This is a genomic window from Faecalibacterium butyricigenerans (genome assembly GCF_020687345.1).
Taxonomy (GTDB): domain Bacteria; phylum Bacillota; class Clostridia; order Oscillospirales; family Ruminococcaceae; genus Faecalibacterium; species Faecalibacterium butyricigenerans.
Map to the genome: position 1 here is coordinate 73,466 of NZ_JAJEQL010000009.1, position 14,710 is coordinate 88,175.

General features: G+C 61.3%; 14 protein-coding genes. 12 read left to right on the plus strand and 2 right to left on the minus strand.

The annotated features are described in order from the left end of the window. Window positions 1–42: 42 nt before the first annotated feature. The 10 genes from frr (at window position 43) to LKD23_RS05480 (ending at window position 11,381) form a co-directional block, all read left to right on the plus strand. Window positions 43–597 (plus strand): ribosome recycling factor, encoded by a 555-nt coding sequence (frr, locus tag LKD23_RS05435; RefSeq protein ID WP_227620780.1) that lies wholly within the window; start codon window positions 43–45, stop codon window positions 595–597. A gap of 87 nt (window positions 598–684) precedes the next feature. Next, window positions 685–1,398 carry a polyprenyl diphosphate synthase gene (uppS, locus tag LKD23_RS05440; RefSeq protein WP_227620781.1) on the plus strand — a complete coding sequence of 238 codons (714 nt, stop codon included), beginning with the start codon at window positions 685–687 and terminating at the stop codon, window positions 1,396–1,398. A 135-nt stretch (window positions 1,399–1,533) separates the two neighbouring features. Continuing rightward, window positions 1,534–2,394, plus strand: coding sequence for a phosphatidate cytidylyltransferase (locus LKD23_RS05445; RefSeq protein WP_227620782.1), 861 nt, complete (start codon window positions 1,534–1,536; stop codon window positions 2,392–2,394). 22 nt (window positions 2,395–2,416) lie between these two features. Continuing rightward, a complete protein-coding gene (gene dxr / locus LKD23_RS05450) occupies window positions 2,417–3,568 on the plus strand; it encodes a 1-deoxy-D-xylulose-5-phosphate reductoisomerase (protein ID WP_227620783.1) in 1,152 nt (383 codons plus the stop codon). Between the two features lie 13 nt (window positions 3,569–3,581). Then, on the plus strand, window positions 3,582–4,694 hold the full coding sequence (locus LKD23_RS05455; RefSeq protein WP_227620784.1) for a M50 family metallopeptidase: 1,113 nt from the start codon (window positions 3,582–3,584) through the stop codon (window positions 4,692–4,694). 13 nt (window positions 4,695–4,707) lie between these two features. Continuing rightward, window positions 4,708–5,754, plus strand: a complete 1,047-nt coding sequence (gene ispG / locus LKD23_RS05460; RefSeq protein ID WP_227620785.1) for a flavodoxin-dependent (E)-4-hydroxy-3-methylbut-2-enyl-diphosphate synthase — start codon at window positions 4,708–4,710, stop codon at window positions 5,752–5,754. Continuing rightward, entirely contained in the window at window positions 5,751–6,359 is a 609-nt protein-coding gene (gene fic / locus LKD23_RS05465; RefSeq protein ID WP_227620786.1) for a protein adenylyltransferase Fic, read from the plus strand. The genes ispG and fic overlap by 4 nt, the downstream gene beginning before the upstream one ends. A 110-nt stretch (window positions 6,360–6,469) precedes the next feature. Then, complete coding sequence (locus tag LKD23_RS05470; RefSeq protein WP_431834196.1) at window positions 6,470–10,723, plus strand: PolC-type DNA polymerase III; 4,254 nt, start codon at window positions 6,470–6,472, stop codon at window positions 10,721–10,723. 93 nt (window positions 10,724–10,816) lie between these two features. Next, entirely contained in the window at window positions 10,817–11,035 is a 219-nt protein-coding gene (locus LKD23_RS05475) for a toxin HicA (RefSeq protein ID WP_349138457.1), read from the plus strand. After that, window positions 11,019–11,381: a type II toxin-antitoxin system HicB family antitoxin gene (locus LKD23_RS05480; protein ID WP_227620789.1), complete on the plus strand. Its 363-nt coding sequence runs from the start codon at window positions 11,019–11,021 to the stop codon at window positions 11,379–11,381. Before LKD23_RS05475 ends, LKD23_RS05480 begins: the two co-directional genes overlap by 17 nt. A gap of 94 nt (window positions 11,382–11,475) precedes the next feature. On the opposite strand, the gene LKD23_RS05485 is transcribed toward LKD23_RS05480, so the two are convergent. Continuing rightward, window positions 11,476–13,170: a DAK2 domain-containing protein gene (locus tag LKD23_RS05485; protein ID WP_227620790.1), complete on the minus strand. Its 1,695-nt coding sequence runs from the start codon at window positions 13,168–13,170 to the stop codon at window positions 11,476–11,478. A 52-nt stretch (window positions 13,171–13,222) separates the two neighbouring features. Beyond that, window positions 13,223–13,573: an Asp23/Gls24 family envelope stress response protein gene (locus LKD23_RS05490; protein ID WP_227620791.1), complete on the minus strand. Its 351-nt coding sequence runs from the start codon at window positions 13,571–13,573 to the stop codon at window positions 13,223–13,225. A gap of 329 nt (window positions 13,574–13,902) precedes the next feature. Here LKD23_RS05490 and LKD23_RS05495 point away from each other — a divergent pair, with 329 nt between their 5' ends. Both LKD23_RS05495 and LKD23_RS05500 read left to right on the plus strand, forming a co-directional pair. Next, on the plus strand, window positions 13,903–14,070 hold the full coding sequence (locus tag LKD23_RS05495; RefSeq protein ID WP_227620792.1) for a hypothetical protein: 168 nt from the start codon (window positions 13,903–13,905) through the stop codon (window positions 14,068–14,070). Window positions 14,071–14,084: 14 nt separating this feature from the next. Then, window positions 14,085–14,549: a CBS domain-containing protein gene (locus LKD23_RS05500; protein WP_227620793.1), complete on the plus strand. Its 465-nt coding sequence runs from the start codon at window positions 14,085–14,087 to the stop codon at window positions 14,547–14,549. Window positions 14,550–14,710 lie beyond the last annotated feature (161 nt).

Sequence of the window (14,710 nt, forward strand, 5' to 3'; positions counted from 1 at the left end):
CTGCGGCTGGTGAAAATTGATAACAAACAGGAGACTAGGACAATGAGCAGCAACACCAAGGCATTTGAAGACAAGATGAAGAGTGCAGTCGAGCATCTGGAGCGCGAGCTGAAGACGGTGCGCGCAGGCCGTGCCAACCCCGGCGTTCTGGACAAAGTGACCGTGGATTACTACGGCTCTCCCACCCCCATCCAGCAGGTGGCTTCTGTGGCTGTCAGCGAGGCCCGCACCCTGACCATCACCCCGTGGGACCGCACGCTTCTGCGTGCCATCAGCAAGGCGATCCTCGCCAGCGATGTGGGCATCAACCCCATCGATGACGGCCAGACCATCCGCCTGAACTTCCCGGCCCCCAACGAGGAGCGCCGCAAGCAGCTGGCAAAGGAAGTCTCCAAGATGGGTGAGGAGGCAAAGGTCGCCGTCCGCAACGTCCGCCGCGACGCGATGGATAAGGCCAAGGCCATGAAGAAGGCCGGTGAGCTGACCGAGGACACCCAGAAGACCATGGAAGAGGATGTCCAGAAGCTGACCGACAAGTATGTGAAGAACATCGACGCTGCCGTGGAAGAGAAGCAGAAGGAGATCATGTCCGTCTGAGCCTGACCGCTGTAAGCAGGAAGGTGCCGTGCGCTGAGAGAAGGTGCGCGGCACTTTTTGCCAGACGAATCGTAGAGGAAGAAGAGCATGGAACATCCAAAGGATTTTGCAAAGGGACTGTCCATCGGCATCATCATGGACGGCAACGGCCGCTGGGCCAAGAGCCGGGGCCTGCCCCGCACCGCCGGACACAAGAAGGGCGCGCAGGTCTTTCAGGACATTGCGGACTACTGCGATGAGCTGGGCGTGGAGTCGGTGTATTTTTACGCATTCTCGACCGAAAACTGGAAGCGCCCCGCCGAAGAGGTGGGCGCCATCATGCGGCTGTTCGGCGAATACCTCATCAAGGGCTTCGACTACGAGAACCGGAACGTCCGCATCTGCTTCATGGGCGACCGCACGGTGCTGGAGCCTAAGCTGCAGGAGCTGATGAACAAGCTGGAGCGGGACTCTGCCTGCAAGACCGGCCTGACCATCAACATCGCCATCAACTACGGCGGCCGGCCGGAGATCGTCCGCGCAGCCCAGCGCCTCGCGGCCAAGGCGGCTGCGGGCGAACTGAAGCCGGAGGACATCACGGAAGATGCCCTCTCGGCCCAGATGTACACGGCAGGCCAGAAGGACCCCGACTTCATCCTCCGCCCCAGCGGGGAGAAGCGGCTCTCCAACTTCATGCTCTGGCAGGCGGCCTATTCGGAGCTGGTGGAAATGGACGTCCTGTGGCCCGATTTCACCCGCGGCGACCTCGACGCCGCCATCACGGAGTTCAACCGGCGCTCCCGCCGTTTCGGCGGCCTGTAAGGCGTTTCACACCCAGATGCCGCGCAGCCTGCGCGGCCCCCGGCGGGCGTCCGGTATTTCCTCGGGCGCTGATGCCGCTGCCTCTGCCGCAGCAGGGGAGCGGCTCCCGGACGAAACAAAGGAGAACATGAAACTATGAAAACACGAGTCATCACAGCTGTGGTGGGCCTGTTCGTCCTTGCGGGCGTCCTGTTCACCTTCAATACGCTGGTGTTCAATCTGGTCATTGCGGCCATCACCCTCATCGCCCTCCATGAGATCTACTCTGCGCTGGGCTTCGAAAAACAGGACTGGCCGCTGCTGGGCATTCTGGTGCCCTACACCCTGCTCATCATGCTGTCGAGCTACAGCATCTACCGGGCGATGGTGATGCCCGCCTCCTTCTTGGTGGTGCTGTTCTACGCCATCTATCTTGTGGTGCGCAACGGCGTCATCAGCTACCAGAAAGCCAGCGGCCTTGTAATGTTTTCGGGCATCGTCATCTTCTGCTTTTACTCCTTCATCCGGCTCAAGGAGCTGCTGCCGGTAGAGAAGTTCGGCTATGACGCCATCTTCTTCATCCTGCTCATCCTCTGCTTCGCATGGGGCGGCGACACCTGCGCCTACTTTGCGGGCCGCGCCTTCGGCAAGCATAAGCTCTGCCCGGTGGTCAGCCCCAAAAAGACGGTGGAGGGCGCTGTGGGCGGTGTGCTGGGCACGATGGTGTTCGGCGTGCTGGTCACGGTCATCTACTCGGTGGCAGCAGACCGGATGGAGGCGTTCACCCGCTCCAACATCGGCGTGTCCATGTATATCATCATCGCGCTGCTGGCCTGCGTGGCCGCAGTGCTGGGCATTTACGGCGATCTGTTCGCCAGCGTGGTCAAGCGCCAGTGCGGCATCAAGGACTACGGCACCATCTTCCCGGGGCACGGCGGCATCCTCGACCGCTTTGACAGCGTGATGTTCATCGCGCCCTTTGTCACGATGGTGGTCATCGCAGTGTTCTACTACTAAAAAGAACAGGAGGTAGCGCTTTATGGCTAAAAAAATCACGCTGCTGGGTTCCACCGGCTCCATCGGCACCCAGAGCCTCGACGTTATCCGCGCCCAAGGGTATGAGGTGTTCGGTCTGTCGGCCCACAGCCAGACGGATAAACTCTTACAGCAGATCGAAGAGTTCCACCCCAAGTATGTCTGCATGACCAGCGAGGCCGGGGCAGAGAAGCTCTCAGCTGCACTGGCGGGCCGCGCTGACGCGCCCAAGCTCCTGACCGGCCCCGAGGGGCTGAAGACCCTCGCCGCGATGGATGGCCCGGACGTGGTGCTGAACAGCGTGGTGGGCATCGCGGGCCTCGGCGCCAGCCTTGCCGCCATCGAGAGCGGCCATGACCTCGCCCTCGCCAACAAAGAGAGCCTCGTCACCGGCGGACATCTCGTGACGCAGGCGGTGGCGGAGCACGGCGTCAGGCTGCTGCCGGTGGACAGCGAGCACTCGGCCATCTTCCAGTGCTTGCAGGACAAGGAGAGCGCCAAGAGCCTGACGAAGATCCTGCTGACGGCCTCCGGCGGCCCCTTCTTCGGGATGAAGACCGAGGAGCTGCGGGGCAAGACCAAGGCCGACGCCCTCCGGCACCCCAACTGGAACATGGGCGCGAAGATCACCATCGACAGCGCCACCCTGATGAACAAGGGCCTTGAGCTGATCGAGGCGGTGTGGCTGTTCGGCCTCCCCCCCGAGAAGATCCAGATCGTCGTCCAGCGCCAGAGCATCGTCCACTCGGCGGTGCAGTACAGCGACAACTCCATCATCGCCCAGCTGGGCGTGCCGGATATGCGCATCCCCATCCAGTATGCGCTGACCTACCCGGCCCGTGTGCCGGGCGTCGTGCCGGAGCTGGACTTTACCACCCTCAAGCTGCTGACCTTCGATGTGGCCGACGAGGAGACCTTCCGCTGCCTTGCCGCCTGCAAAAAGGCCATCAAGAAGGGCGGTCTCGGCCCCTGCGCTGCCAACGGTGCCAACGAGGAGGCCGTCAGGCTCTTCCTTGAGGATAAGATCGGTTTCCTCGACATCGGCCGTCTGGTGGAGGCCGTCGTGGACAGCGACAGCTTCGGCGGCAGCTACAGCCTCGCGGATGTGTACGAGTGCGACCGCATGGCCCGCGCCTTTGTGAGAGCACACCTGTGAGATAGGAGAAAGAATGTCAGTTTTCATCACCTTTGCGGCTGCGCTGCTCATCTTCGGCGCAGTCATCGCCATCCATGAGTTCGGCCATTTTGCGATGGCGAAGCTCTGCGGCGTCCAAGTCAACGAGTTCTCCATCGGCATGGGGCCGGCCCTCATCAAGACCTACCGCAAGGGCACCCAGTACACCCTGAGGCTCCTGCCCGTGGGCGGCTTCGTGGCGCTGGAAGGGGAGGAAAGCCCCGAGAGCACGCAGGCCGAGGGCGGGAACGAAGAGGACGCCGCCCCGGCCATCCCGCCGGAGGTGCTGGCACAGCGGACGGGCAAGCCTCTGAACGAGGCCGCCGTCTGGCAGCGGATGCTGGTGATGGCAGCAGGCGCGGTGATGAACTTCGTGCTGGGCTTTGTGGTGCTGCTGCTCCTCATCTCGCTGCGCAGTGAACCCATCACCAGCAAGGTCATCTATGCCGTGGAGGACAATGCCCTCTGCGGCCAGACCGGCCTGCAGGCCGGGGACGAGATCGTGGCCGTCAACGGGCGGCACTGCTTCGTGGCCAACGATATGCTCTACGAGCTGATGCGCACCGAGAGCTACCGTGCGGCCTTCACCGTCCGCCGGGACGGGAAGCTGGTGGAGCTGCCCGACGTCCAGTTCGACACATGGCAGGATGCACAGGGCCAGACCCATATGACGCTGGGCTTCACGGTCTACGGACTTAAAAAAACACCGAAGAATGTCTTGAAAGAAGCGGCCAACAGCGTCATCTACTATGGCCGGATCATCTACACCTCGCTGGCTGACCTGCTGCGGGGCCGCGAGAGCATCAACGACCTGTCCGGCCCGGTGGGCATCGTGACCGCCATCGGGCAGGCCGCCAGCTACGGCTGGGAGGATGTTTTCGAGCTGCTGGCGCTCATCACCATCAACCTCGGCGTCTTAAATCTGCTGCCGTTCCCGGCGCTGGACGGCGGCAAGATCGTCTTCCTGCTCATTGAGGCAGTCACCGGCCATGCTGTGCCGGAAAAAATTCAGGGCAGTCTGACCGTCGCCGCCTTCGCGCTGCTGTTCGGCCTGATGCTCTTTGCAACGTACAATGACATCGTCCGGCTCGTGACCGGAGTGATCTGAAAGGGGAAGTACCATGCGGCAGCTGAAGCGTGAAGTCAAGATCGGAAATGTGACCATCGGCGGCAAGAATCCCATCGCCGTGCAGACCATGCTGAACGTCCCGGTGGAGGACATCGAGGGCAATGTGGCACAGGCCAAGCGCTGCGAGGCGGCGGGCTGTCAGATCCTGCGGGTGACCTGCCCCAGCGCGGCGGATGCCAAGTGCATCGAGGCCGTCAAGAACGCCGTCAATATCCCCATCGTGGCAGACATCCACTTCGACTACAAGGCGGCTCTCGCCTGCGCCGACGTGGGCGTGGACAAGATCCGCATCAATCCGGGCAATATCGGCGACGACGACCGGGTGAAGGCGGTGGTGGACGCCTGCCAGCAGAAGAACATCCCCATCCGCATCGGCGTCAACGGCGGAAGTCTGGAAAAGCACATCCTTGCAAAATATGGTGCGCCTGTGCCCGAAGCGATGGTGGAGAGCGCGCTGTACCACGTCCGCCTGCTGGAAAAGTTCGATTTCAACAACATCGTGATCTCCATCAAAAACTCCAACGTCCCCCGCATGATGGAGGCCTACCGCCAGCTCAGCGCCGTGACGGACTATCCGCTCCATGTGGGCGTCACTGAGGCGGGCACCTACCAGATGGGCCTGCTCAAGAGCGGCATGGGCATCGGCGGGATGCTGCTGGAGGGCATCGGCGACACCATCCGCGTCTCGCTGGCGGCCGACCCCGAGAAGGAAGTGGAAGCGGGCTACAACATCCTGCGCGCCGTCGGCTTCCCGGTGGCCGGCCCGGAGGTCATCACCTGCCCGACCTGCGGCCGCACCCAGTACCCCTGCACCGAGATCGCAAACGAGGTGGAGCGGCGGCTTCAGGGCTGCAAGAAGTCCATCAAGGTGGCCGTCATGGGCTGTGTCGTCAACGGCCCCGGCGAGGCCCGGGAGGCCGACATCGGCATCGCCGGCGGCAAGGGCGAGGCGGTGCTTTTCGTCCACGGCGAACCCGTCCGGAAGCTGACGGGAGAAAATATCCTCGACCAGTTCATGGAGGAGATTTATAAACTGTGATTTTGCAGAATAAGCTTGGGCTGACGAATGAGGCCGAGCTGGCCCGGGCAGAAGAAAAACTCAGCAAGACCCGGGCGCTCGAGCTTTATGACACCGGTCTGCTGGATACCTTCGAGGTCGGCACCTTCAAGGGGCTTGCGGCCATCCATAAGTATCTGTTCGGAGACGTCTACGAGTTTGCGGGACAGATGCGGACGGTGAATATCGCAAAGGGCAATTTCCGCTTTGCGCCTGTGATGTACCTGCGCCCGGCACTGGAAAGCATCGATGCAATGCCGCAATCCTCCTTCGATGAGATCATCGAGAAGTATGTGGAGATGAATGTGGCCCATCCGTTCCGGGAGGGCAACGGCCGCAGCACCCGCATCTGGCTGGATGCGATCCTCAAAAAGGAGCTGCATCAGGTCATCGACTGGAGCCGCGTCGATAAGGGGGACTATCTCCTTGCGATGGAGCGCAGCCCGGTCAAGGATGTGGAGATAAAGGCCCTGCTGCGCGCCGCCCTGACCGAAAAGATCAATGACCGCGAGGTCTATATGAAAGGCATCGACGCCAGCTACCACTACGAAGGCTACCATGTCTTCAAGACAGAAGATTTGACCTAAAAGCAACTTACTGCCACGCCCATCCCGGGCGCGGCAGTTTGTGTTGTTATCTGATAGAAAAAAGGAGTACCATTGTGACACCACTTGTTTCCCAGCTATGGCCGCAGTTTATGGCGGACCCGGACTTTGCGGCCTGTTTTGGCCGTGTGGTCGTCGAGCACGCCCAGATGCTGCGGCAGGAGCGGCAGGTCATTTTCACGCTGCGCAGTTCTGCCCCGCTGGACAAGGGGCTGTGCGCACGGCTGCTGGCCTCCCTCGCGCCCGACTATGAGGGCTTTGAGCTTCGCATCCACAACCTCTTCGGCTACGCCGCGCTGGACGAGAGCGGACTGCGGGAGCTGATGGAGGAGATGAAGCGGGACGGCGTGCCCATCAACGGCTTCCTCGACCGATGCCGCATCACCATCACCGGCCAGAACATCACCATCGGCGTCTGCCATGGCACGAAGTTTTTGCAGGAGATGCAGTTCGAGCGGCTGCTGGCGGAGCGTATCGCCGCCCACACCGGCGTGAAGCCCAAGGTGACGCTGGAAAGCAGCGTGGGCGAGGCCGAGCAGCGCCAGATGGAAGAAAAGCTGGAGCGCAAAATTGCTCCTCCTGTCGTCAAATTCGAGCGGAAGAATACGGCACCCTCCATCAAGGTGGAGGGCCTCGACCTCACGGACAAGCCCGTTACCATCTTCCACGGCAAGATGTTCTCCCCCAAGAACCTCACCCCCCTCAAGGACTTGGGCGGCGAGGGCGGAAAGTGCATGATCTGGGGCGATGTTTTCTTCACCGAGGTGAAGGGCAGCTTCCGCAAGATCTATACCGTCTCCATCACCGACTACACCGGCTCCATCAACCTGAAGATCCGTGCGCAGGAAGGGGAGGACTGCTCCAAGTGGGAGTCCATCCCCAAGGGCACGACGGTCGTGGTGCGGGGCGACTGCTCCTACGACAAGTACGAGCATGACTATATCGTCTGGCCCTACGATGTCCTCTTCGTCGAGCGCAAGAAGCGGGAGGACAATGCTCCCGTCAAGCGGGTGGAGCTGCATCTGCATACCAAGCTGTCCAGCATGGACGCCTTCTGCGACCCCGGCGGTATCGTCAAGCTGGCCCATCGGATGGGCCACCCGGCCATCGCCATCACTGACCACGGCGTCTGTCAGGGCTACCCCGAAGCCATGCTGGCGGCGGACGCCATCCACAAGACCGACCCGGACTTCAAGCTCATCTACGGCTGTGAGGCCTACTTCGTCGATGACATGATCCCCTGCGTCTACGGCGTGAAGGACGAGCCGCTGAACGGCGAGTTCTGCGTCTTCGACACCGAGACGACGGGCCTCGACCCGGGCGTGGAGTACCTGACCGAGATCGGCGCAGTCATCGTGCGGGACGGCGAGGTGGTGGAGGAGTTCGACACCTTCGTCAAGCCCGGCAAGCCCATCACGCCCAAGATCACGGAGCTGACCGGCATCACCAACGAGATGGTGGCCAATGCCCCCGGCGAGGCCGAGGCGCTGGAAGCCTTTCTCAAATTCGTGGATGGCCGCATCCTCGTGGCCCACAACGCCCACTCCTTCGACATCCGGTTCCTCCGCGCTGCCGCCAAGCGGAGCGGCATCGAGTTCGAGCCGACCTATATCGATACCCTGACCATGGCGCAGGCCATGTACCCCGGACTCCACAACTACAAGCAGGGGACTATTAACAAACATCTTGAGCTGCCCGCCTACGAAGCTCATCGCGCCTGCGAGGATTCCGCCGCGCTGGGCCGCATCTTCTGCGTCATGCTCAAGGATCTGGAGGAAAAGCAGGTCACGGCCGTCAGCGGCATCAACACCGGACTCGGCGGCAACCGTGAGGTGCTGAAAAAGAAGTATTACCACCTCATCATCCTCGTGCGCAACCAGATGGGCCTGAAGAACCTCTACAAGATCGTCAGCGAGGCCCACGTCAACTACTTCTTCAAGAAGCCCCGCGTGCCCCGCAGCCTCCTCAACAAGTACCGCGACGGCCTGATTTTGACCTCGGCCTGCGAGGCGGGCGAGCTGTACCGCGCCATCGTGGAGGGCCGCTCCTACGAGGAGCTGAAGAAGATCGCCTCCTATTACGATGTTCTGGAAGTCCAGCCGCTGGGCAACAACGCCTATATGGTGCGGGACGGCAAGGTGGAGAGCGAAGAGGTCATCAAGGACTTCAACCGCACCGTCATCCAGCTGGGCGAAGACCTCCACAAGCCCGTCATCGCCACCGGCGACGTCCACTTCACCGAGCCGGAGGACGCCATCTACCGCTCTGTTTTACAGGCGGGCAACGGCTTCAAGGACGCGGACAATCAGCCGCCCCTGTTCTACCGCACGACGGAGGATATGCTGGACCAGTTCCGCTATCTGCCCAAGGAGAAGGCCTACGAGATCGTCGTGACCAACCCCCGCAAGATCGCGGCCAGCATCGACGGCAGCGTCCGCGCCATCCCGCGCGGCACCTATCCGCCCAGCATCGAGGGCGCAGAGCAGCAGCTCCGGGACGCCACATGGGCGCACGCCAAGCGGGATTATGGCGACCCGCTGCCCGAGATCGTGGAGAAGCGGCTGCAAAAAGAGCTGGACTCCATCTGCGGCCACGGCTACGCCGTCCTGTACGTCATCGCGGTCAAGCTGGTGGCCTACTCCAACGCGGGCGGCTATCAGGTGGGCAGCCGCGGCTCGGTCGGCTCGTCGGCTGTGGCCCACTTCTCCGGCATCTCGGAGGTCAACAGTCTGCCGCCCCATTACCGCTGCCCCAAGTGCAGGCACAGCGAGTTCATCACCGACGGCAGCGTAGAGGACGGCTTCGACCTGCCCGACAAGAACTGCCCCGCGTGCGGCACCCGGATGCTGGTGGACGGCCACGACATCCCCTTCGAGACCTTCCTCGGATTCTACGGCGACAAGGAGCCGGATATTGACCTGAACTTCTCGGGCGAATATCAGTCCAACGTCCACCGCTACACCGAGGAGCTGTTCGGCAAGGCCAACGTCTTCAAGGCGGGCACGGTCTCCGGCATTCAGGACAAAACAGCCTATGGCTACGTCAAAAAATATCTGGATGAGCGGGGGAGAACGGTCAACCACGCCGAGGAGAACCGCCTGACGCTGGGCTGCACCGGCGTCAAGCGCACCACCGGCCAGCACCCCGGCGGCATGGTCGTCGTGCCCGACACCTACGAGATCTACGACTTCTGCCCCATCCAGCACCCGGCGGATGATGTGGCGGGCGGTCTGCTGACCACCCACTTCGAGTTCAAATACCTTCACGACACCCTGCTCAAGCTGGATGAGCTGGGCCACGATATGCCCACCTTCTACAAGTATTTCGAGGAATATACCGGCATCCCGGTGGACAGCATCCCCATGAACGACCCCAAGGTCTACAGCCTGCTCACCAGCCCGGAGGAGCTGGGCGTCACGCCGGAGCAGATCGACAGCCAGACCGGTACCTTCGGCATCCCCGAGATGGGCACGAACTTCGTGCGCGGGATGCTTGTGGAGGCCCGGCCCAAGAATTTCTCCGAGCTGATCCAGATCTCAGGCCTGTCTCACGGCACCGACGTCTGGACGGGCAACGCCGATGAACTCATCCGCAGCGGTACCTGCACCATCGCGGAGGTCATCGGCTGCCGCGACAGCATCATGCTCTACCTGCTGCGCAAGGGTCTCGAGCCGAAGATGGCCTTCGACATCATGGAGGCCGTCCGTAAGGGCAAGGTGGCCAAGGGCGGCTTCGCGCCCGGCTGGGAGGAGGCCATGCGGGAGCACGAGGTGCCGGACTGGTATATCGAGAGCTGCCGCAAGATCAAATATATGTTCCCGAAAGCCCATGCCGTGGCCTACCTGATGTCGGCCATCCGCCTCATGTGGTTCAAGCTCTACCATCCGCAGGCGTTCTATGCGGTCTATTTCACTGTCCGCGGCGATGACATCGACTACGAAGCTGCCGTGGGCGGTGCGGCGGTGGCCCGCGCCCACATGAACGAGGTCAAGCGCCGCCTGAAGGAGGAGAAAAACGCCAAGGACGAGGACGTCCTCGTTTCGCTCCAGCTGGTCAACGAGATGCTGGTGCGGGGCTACGAGTTCCTGCCCATCGAGCTGGGCAAGAGCCGCGGCTCGAAGTATGTGGTGGAGGACGGCAAGGTGCGCCTGCCCTTCTGCTCCCTGAAGGGTCTGGGCGGTGCCGCCGCCGATGCGCTGGAAAATGTGACCATCCACGGCGAAGAATACCTCTCCATCGAGGAGCTGCAGCAGGCCTCCGGCGTCGGCAGCAGCATCATCGACCGCCTGCGTCAGGTGGGCGCTCTGGGCGACCTGCCCGAGAGCAGTCAGGTGAGCTTCTTCTAAAAAGATGTTGACACCATATGCGACACCATATATAATGGAAATAGGAGAATCAGGATGTCAAAATGGGATAAACTGTTGGCAAGGATATGCTCTTTGAGCAAAGACCTCCGGTTCGACGAACTGCGCAGGGTCTTGGAAAGCTATGGCTATGAGATGAGCGCACCCCGGAGCGGCAGCAGCCATTACACCTTCCGCAAGGCAGGCTGCTATCCCATTACGATCCCGAAGCATGAACCGATCAAGAAAGTCTATGTCGAAATGGTGAGACAGATCGTAGAGAGCGAGGCGAAGAACGATGAAGACGCTGAATGATTATCTGGCGCTGTCCTATCGGATGGAAATTATCAGGGACAGTGACGAGGGCGGTTTTGTGGCCTCTTATCCGGATCTCCCGGGCTGCATCACCTGCGGAGAGACGGAGGAAGAGGCGCTGAAAAACGCTTTGGACGCCAAAAAGGCATGGCTGGAGGCCGCGCTGGAAGAGAACATTGAAATTCCTGAGCCGGACAGTCTGGAGGCGTACTCCGGGCAGTTCAAGCTGCGCCTGCCCCGAAGCCTGCACCGCGCTCTCGCAGAGCATTCGCAGCGGGAGGGCATCAGCATGAACCAGTACTGCGTGTACCTTCTGGCGAAGAATGACGCCCTTCACGCCGGGTAAAAATCAGTATAACTACAAAACGACCTCTGCGACCGGATGACCGGAAGCAGAGGTCGTTTTGTGTTGCGGGTATTGCTTTGAACAGGGGAGAGGCTTACTCCACGCTGATCATATAATAGTAGACCGGCTGACCGCCGCGGATGTGGCTGACCTCAACGTGGTTGGGGCACTTGGCCTTGACGATCTCGGTCACCTTCTCGGCATCCTCGTCGGAGACGTCGCAGCCGGAGATGATGGTGACAAAGCTGGAATCCTTCTTGCACATACCGCGGGCCAGACGATAGGTGGCCTTGGTGATGTCGTTGGAGGTAGAGACGATCTTGCCGTTCTCCAGTGCCATGATCTCACCCTTCCGGATGCGCTTACCGTCGTACTCGCTGTCGCGGGCGGCGTAGGTGATGAGGCCGGTGGATACCTTGTCGGCGGCGGACATCATGTTGATGGTGTTGGCCTCGACGGTGGCGGAGGGGTCAAAGTTCAGCAGAGCCGTGATGCCCATGGGGACGGTGCGGGTGGGCAGGACGACCACCTGACGGTCGGCCAGCTTCTGGGCCTGCTCAGCAGCCATGATGATGTTCTTGTTGTTGGGCAGGACGAAGACGGTCTTAGCCGGGACGCTCTGGACGGCGGCGAGGATGTCCTCGGTGGCGGGGTTCATGGTCTGACCGCCGGAGACGACCGCGTCAGCGGACAGGTCGGTAAAGACGGCCTTCAGGCCCTCGCCGGCGGCGACGGCAACAAAGCCGTAGTCGCGGCTGGGGTCAACGGCAGCGTAGATGAACTCGCTGGCCGGGTCGGGCTTCTTCTCGGCGGAAGCCTGCTTCTCGAGGCTCTTGCCCTGCTTCTGGCGGGCAAGGAACTGCTCGTGCATATTCTCGATCTTGAAGTTAGTGAGGTAGCCGTACTTGATGGCCTCGCTCAGGATCTTGCCGGGGTCGGCGGTGTGGACATGGAGGTTGATGACGTCGTCGTCCTCGATGCAGACCACGCTGTCGCCGTTGGATTCAGCGAAGGCACGCATCTTTGCAGCGCTTGCGCCCTCGTTCTTGTTGATGAGGAACTGGGTGCAGTAGCCGTTCTTGATGTCCTCGACCTTCATCAGGTCATCGGTAAAGACGCCCTTGCCCGCGTTCGCGGTGGAGAGCTTGGCCTTGTTGGGGGCAGCCTCGCCGCCGGCCACGATGTCCTCCCCGTGGAAGACCTTGCCCATGCCCTCAAAGATGATCATGATGCCCTGACCGCCGGCATCCACGACACCGGCTTTTTTCAGGACGGGCAGCAGGTTGGGGGTATCCTCCAGAGCCTTCTGGCCCGCAGCGAGGACGACGTCCCACAGCTCGGCCACATCCTCCTTGCCGCAGGCGGCAGCTTCCTCCGAAGCGACGCGGGCCACGGTCAGGATGGTGCCCTCGGTGGGCTTCATGACGGCCTTGTAAGCGCCCTCGACGCCCTTCTTGAGCGCAGAGACGATGTCGGCGGCGTCGGCCTCCTTCTTGCCCTCCAGAGCCTTGGAGAAGCCGCGGAACAGCAGGCTGGTGATGACGCCGGAGTTGCCGCGGGCGCCGCGCAGCATGGCGGAGGCGGCGGTCTTTGCGGCCTCGCCCACGGTGCAGCTGTCGTCCATGGCCTGCAGCTCACGGACGGCTGCGCCGACGGTCATGCCCATGTTGGTGCCGGTGTCGCCATCGGGGACAGGGAAGACATTCAGCTCGTCCACGCGGGACCGCTGGTTGTTGATGTTGTTTGCGCCGGAAATGATGGCGTCGCGCAGGATCTTACCAGAAATCATTGCTTTTTACTCCTTATATCTTCCCGGTATCCCCCGGGCGGGCTTTGTCTCGTCAGGCAACCACGTCATCGACCGATACGACCACGCGGGCGACCTTCAGGCCGGTGGCCTGCTCCACCTCGTCCTTCACGCGGTGCGAGATGGCACGCGCGGCGGTGGAGATGTTCAGCCCGTAGCTGACGGCAATGTGCAGCTCGATCACGAGACGGCCCTCTTCCTGTGTGACACGGACGCCCTTGGCCGAGTCGTCCACGCCGCGCACGGCGCAGCGGACGCGGTCGGTCAGATCACGGGGGGCCATTGCGGCCACGCCGTAGCATTGTTTGGTTGCTTCGCCCACGAGCGTGGAAAAATACTCGGCTGAGAAGCTGACATCTCCCAGCGGAAAACGGGAAGTGATCATAGTCGCTCTGCTCCTTTTATTCATGATTGTACCCCTGTCCGCACGGCGGCGGGGCGGCGCGCAGGCCCAAAGGGCGGCGTACCGCTCTTATTATACAACTTTCTTCGGAAGCTGTACAGCACATAATTGCAGATGCAAAGGGGAAAAGTCTGGCACGGATCGCCGGCTTCGGCCTGTTTCGACACCGCGAGCCGGTATACTGGAAGACAGACGAAGCCGCCAAGGGCCGTATTCCTAGTGTTAGTATAGCACAAAATCCTTCGCTGTGCATCCATTTCGTGAATATTTATCCGACGGAACAAAAAGTGATTGTGAATAAAATATAAAACATGGCGCAGACATCTTTATCTTACTATGAAAAAGTGCTAAAATCTAAAGTGGAAAGAGTAGGACTGCATCCGGCGCAGGATGCAGGAATATTTGATCAAGGTGATGAAGACAGGAATTTGCTGCGGCTGCACAGGAGCTGCGGCCCCGGCGGCGGAAAAAGTTCATAATAGGAGTTGTTTTCATGAATATTCTGTTTTTCCTTTCCCCCAAGCAGGACCTGATGTATGTGTACGATGACTTCACCCTTCGCCAGACGCTGGAAAAATGGGAGAACAACCGCTACGCATCCATCCCGGTGCTCAACCGCAAGGGCGAGTATGTGGGTACCCTGACGGAGGGGGACATCCTGTGGGGGCTGAAGAAGTTCCACGGCCTTGACCTTGAGGCGGCGGAGGATGTGCCCATCCGGGACTTCGCCCATAAGCGGGACTACAAGGCCGTCACGGTCACCACGAGCATGGACCAGCTCATCGAGGCGGCCATGAACCAGAACTTCGTCCCCGTGGTGGACGACCGGGGGATGTTCATCGGCATCGTCCGCCGTCAGGCCATCATCCGCTATTGCTACGACCGCTCCCGCGCTGCCGCCTCAGAGCAGCGCAGAAAGCCCGAAAAGCGTGTCCCGGCTGCGGCTGGGGTGCGGTAAAACAGGAAAAGGCCCCGCCGCTCTGCATGAAATGTGCAGGGCAGCGGGGCCTTTCTATGCCTGTGGGAAGGGGAGAGAGGAGCTTCAGCCCACGGTGAGGCTGGAAGCGGTGAGCCGGTGGGTCAGGACAGCCTCGGCGTCCTCGCCGCCCATGGCCAGCA

What these genes read in the sequence shown, in the direction of transcription:
- frr (WP_227620780.1), top strand. Translation starts at nt 43, where the DNA reads ATGAGCAGCAACACCAAGGCATTTGAAGACAAGATGAAGAGTGCAGTC.
- uppS (WP_227620781.1), top strand. Translation starts at nt 685, where the DNA reads ATGGAACATCCAAAGGATTTTGCAAAGGGACTGTCCATCGGCATCATC.
- LKD23_RS05445 (WP_227620782.1), top strand. Translation starts at nt 1,534, where the DNA reads ATGAAAACACGAGTCATCACAGCTGTGGTGGGCCTGTTCGTCCTTGCG.
- dxr (WP_227620783.1), top strand. Translation starts at nt 2,417, where the DNA reads ATGGCTAAAAAAATCACGCTGCTGGGTTCCACCGGCTCCATCGGCACC.
- LKD23_RS05455 (WP_227620784.1), top strand. Translation starts at nt 3,582, where the DNA reads ATGTCAGTTTTCATCACCTTTGCGGCTGCGCTGCTCATCTTCGGCGCA.
- ispG (WP_227620785.1), top strand. Translation starts at nt 4,708, where the DNA reads ATGCGGCAGCTGAAGCGTGAAGTCAAGATCGGAAATGTGACCATCGGC.
- LKD23_RS05470 (WP_431834196.1), top strand. Translation starts at nt 6,470, where the DNA reads ATGGCGGACCCGGACTTTGCGGCCTGTTTTGGCCGTGTGGTCGTCGAG.
- LKD23_RS05480 (WP_227620789.1), top strand. Translation starts at nt 11,019, where the DNA reads ATGAAGACGCTGAATGATTATCTGGCGCTGTCCTATCGGATGGAAATT.
- LKD23_RS05485 (WP_227620790.1), bottom strand. Translation starts at nt 13,170, where the DNA reads ATGATTTCTGGTAAGATCCTGCGCGACGCCATCATTTCCGGCGCAAAC.
- LKD23_RS05490 (WP_227620791.1), bottom strand. Translation starts at nt 13,573, where the DNA reads ATGATCACTTCCCGTTTTCCGCTGGGAGATGTCAGCTTCTCAGCCGAG.
- LKD23_RS05495 (WP_227620792.1), top strand. Translation starts at nt 13,903, where the DNA reads ATGGCGCAGACATCTTTATCTTACTATGAAAAAGTGCTAAAATCTAAA.
- LKD23_RS05500 (WP_227620793.1), top strand. Translation starts at nt 14,085, where the DNA reads ATGAATATTCTGTTTTTCCTTTCCCCCAAGCAGGACCTGATGTATGTG.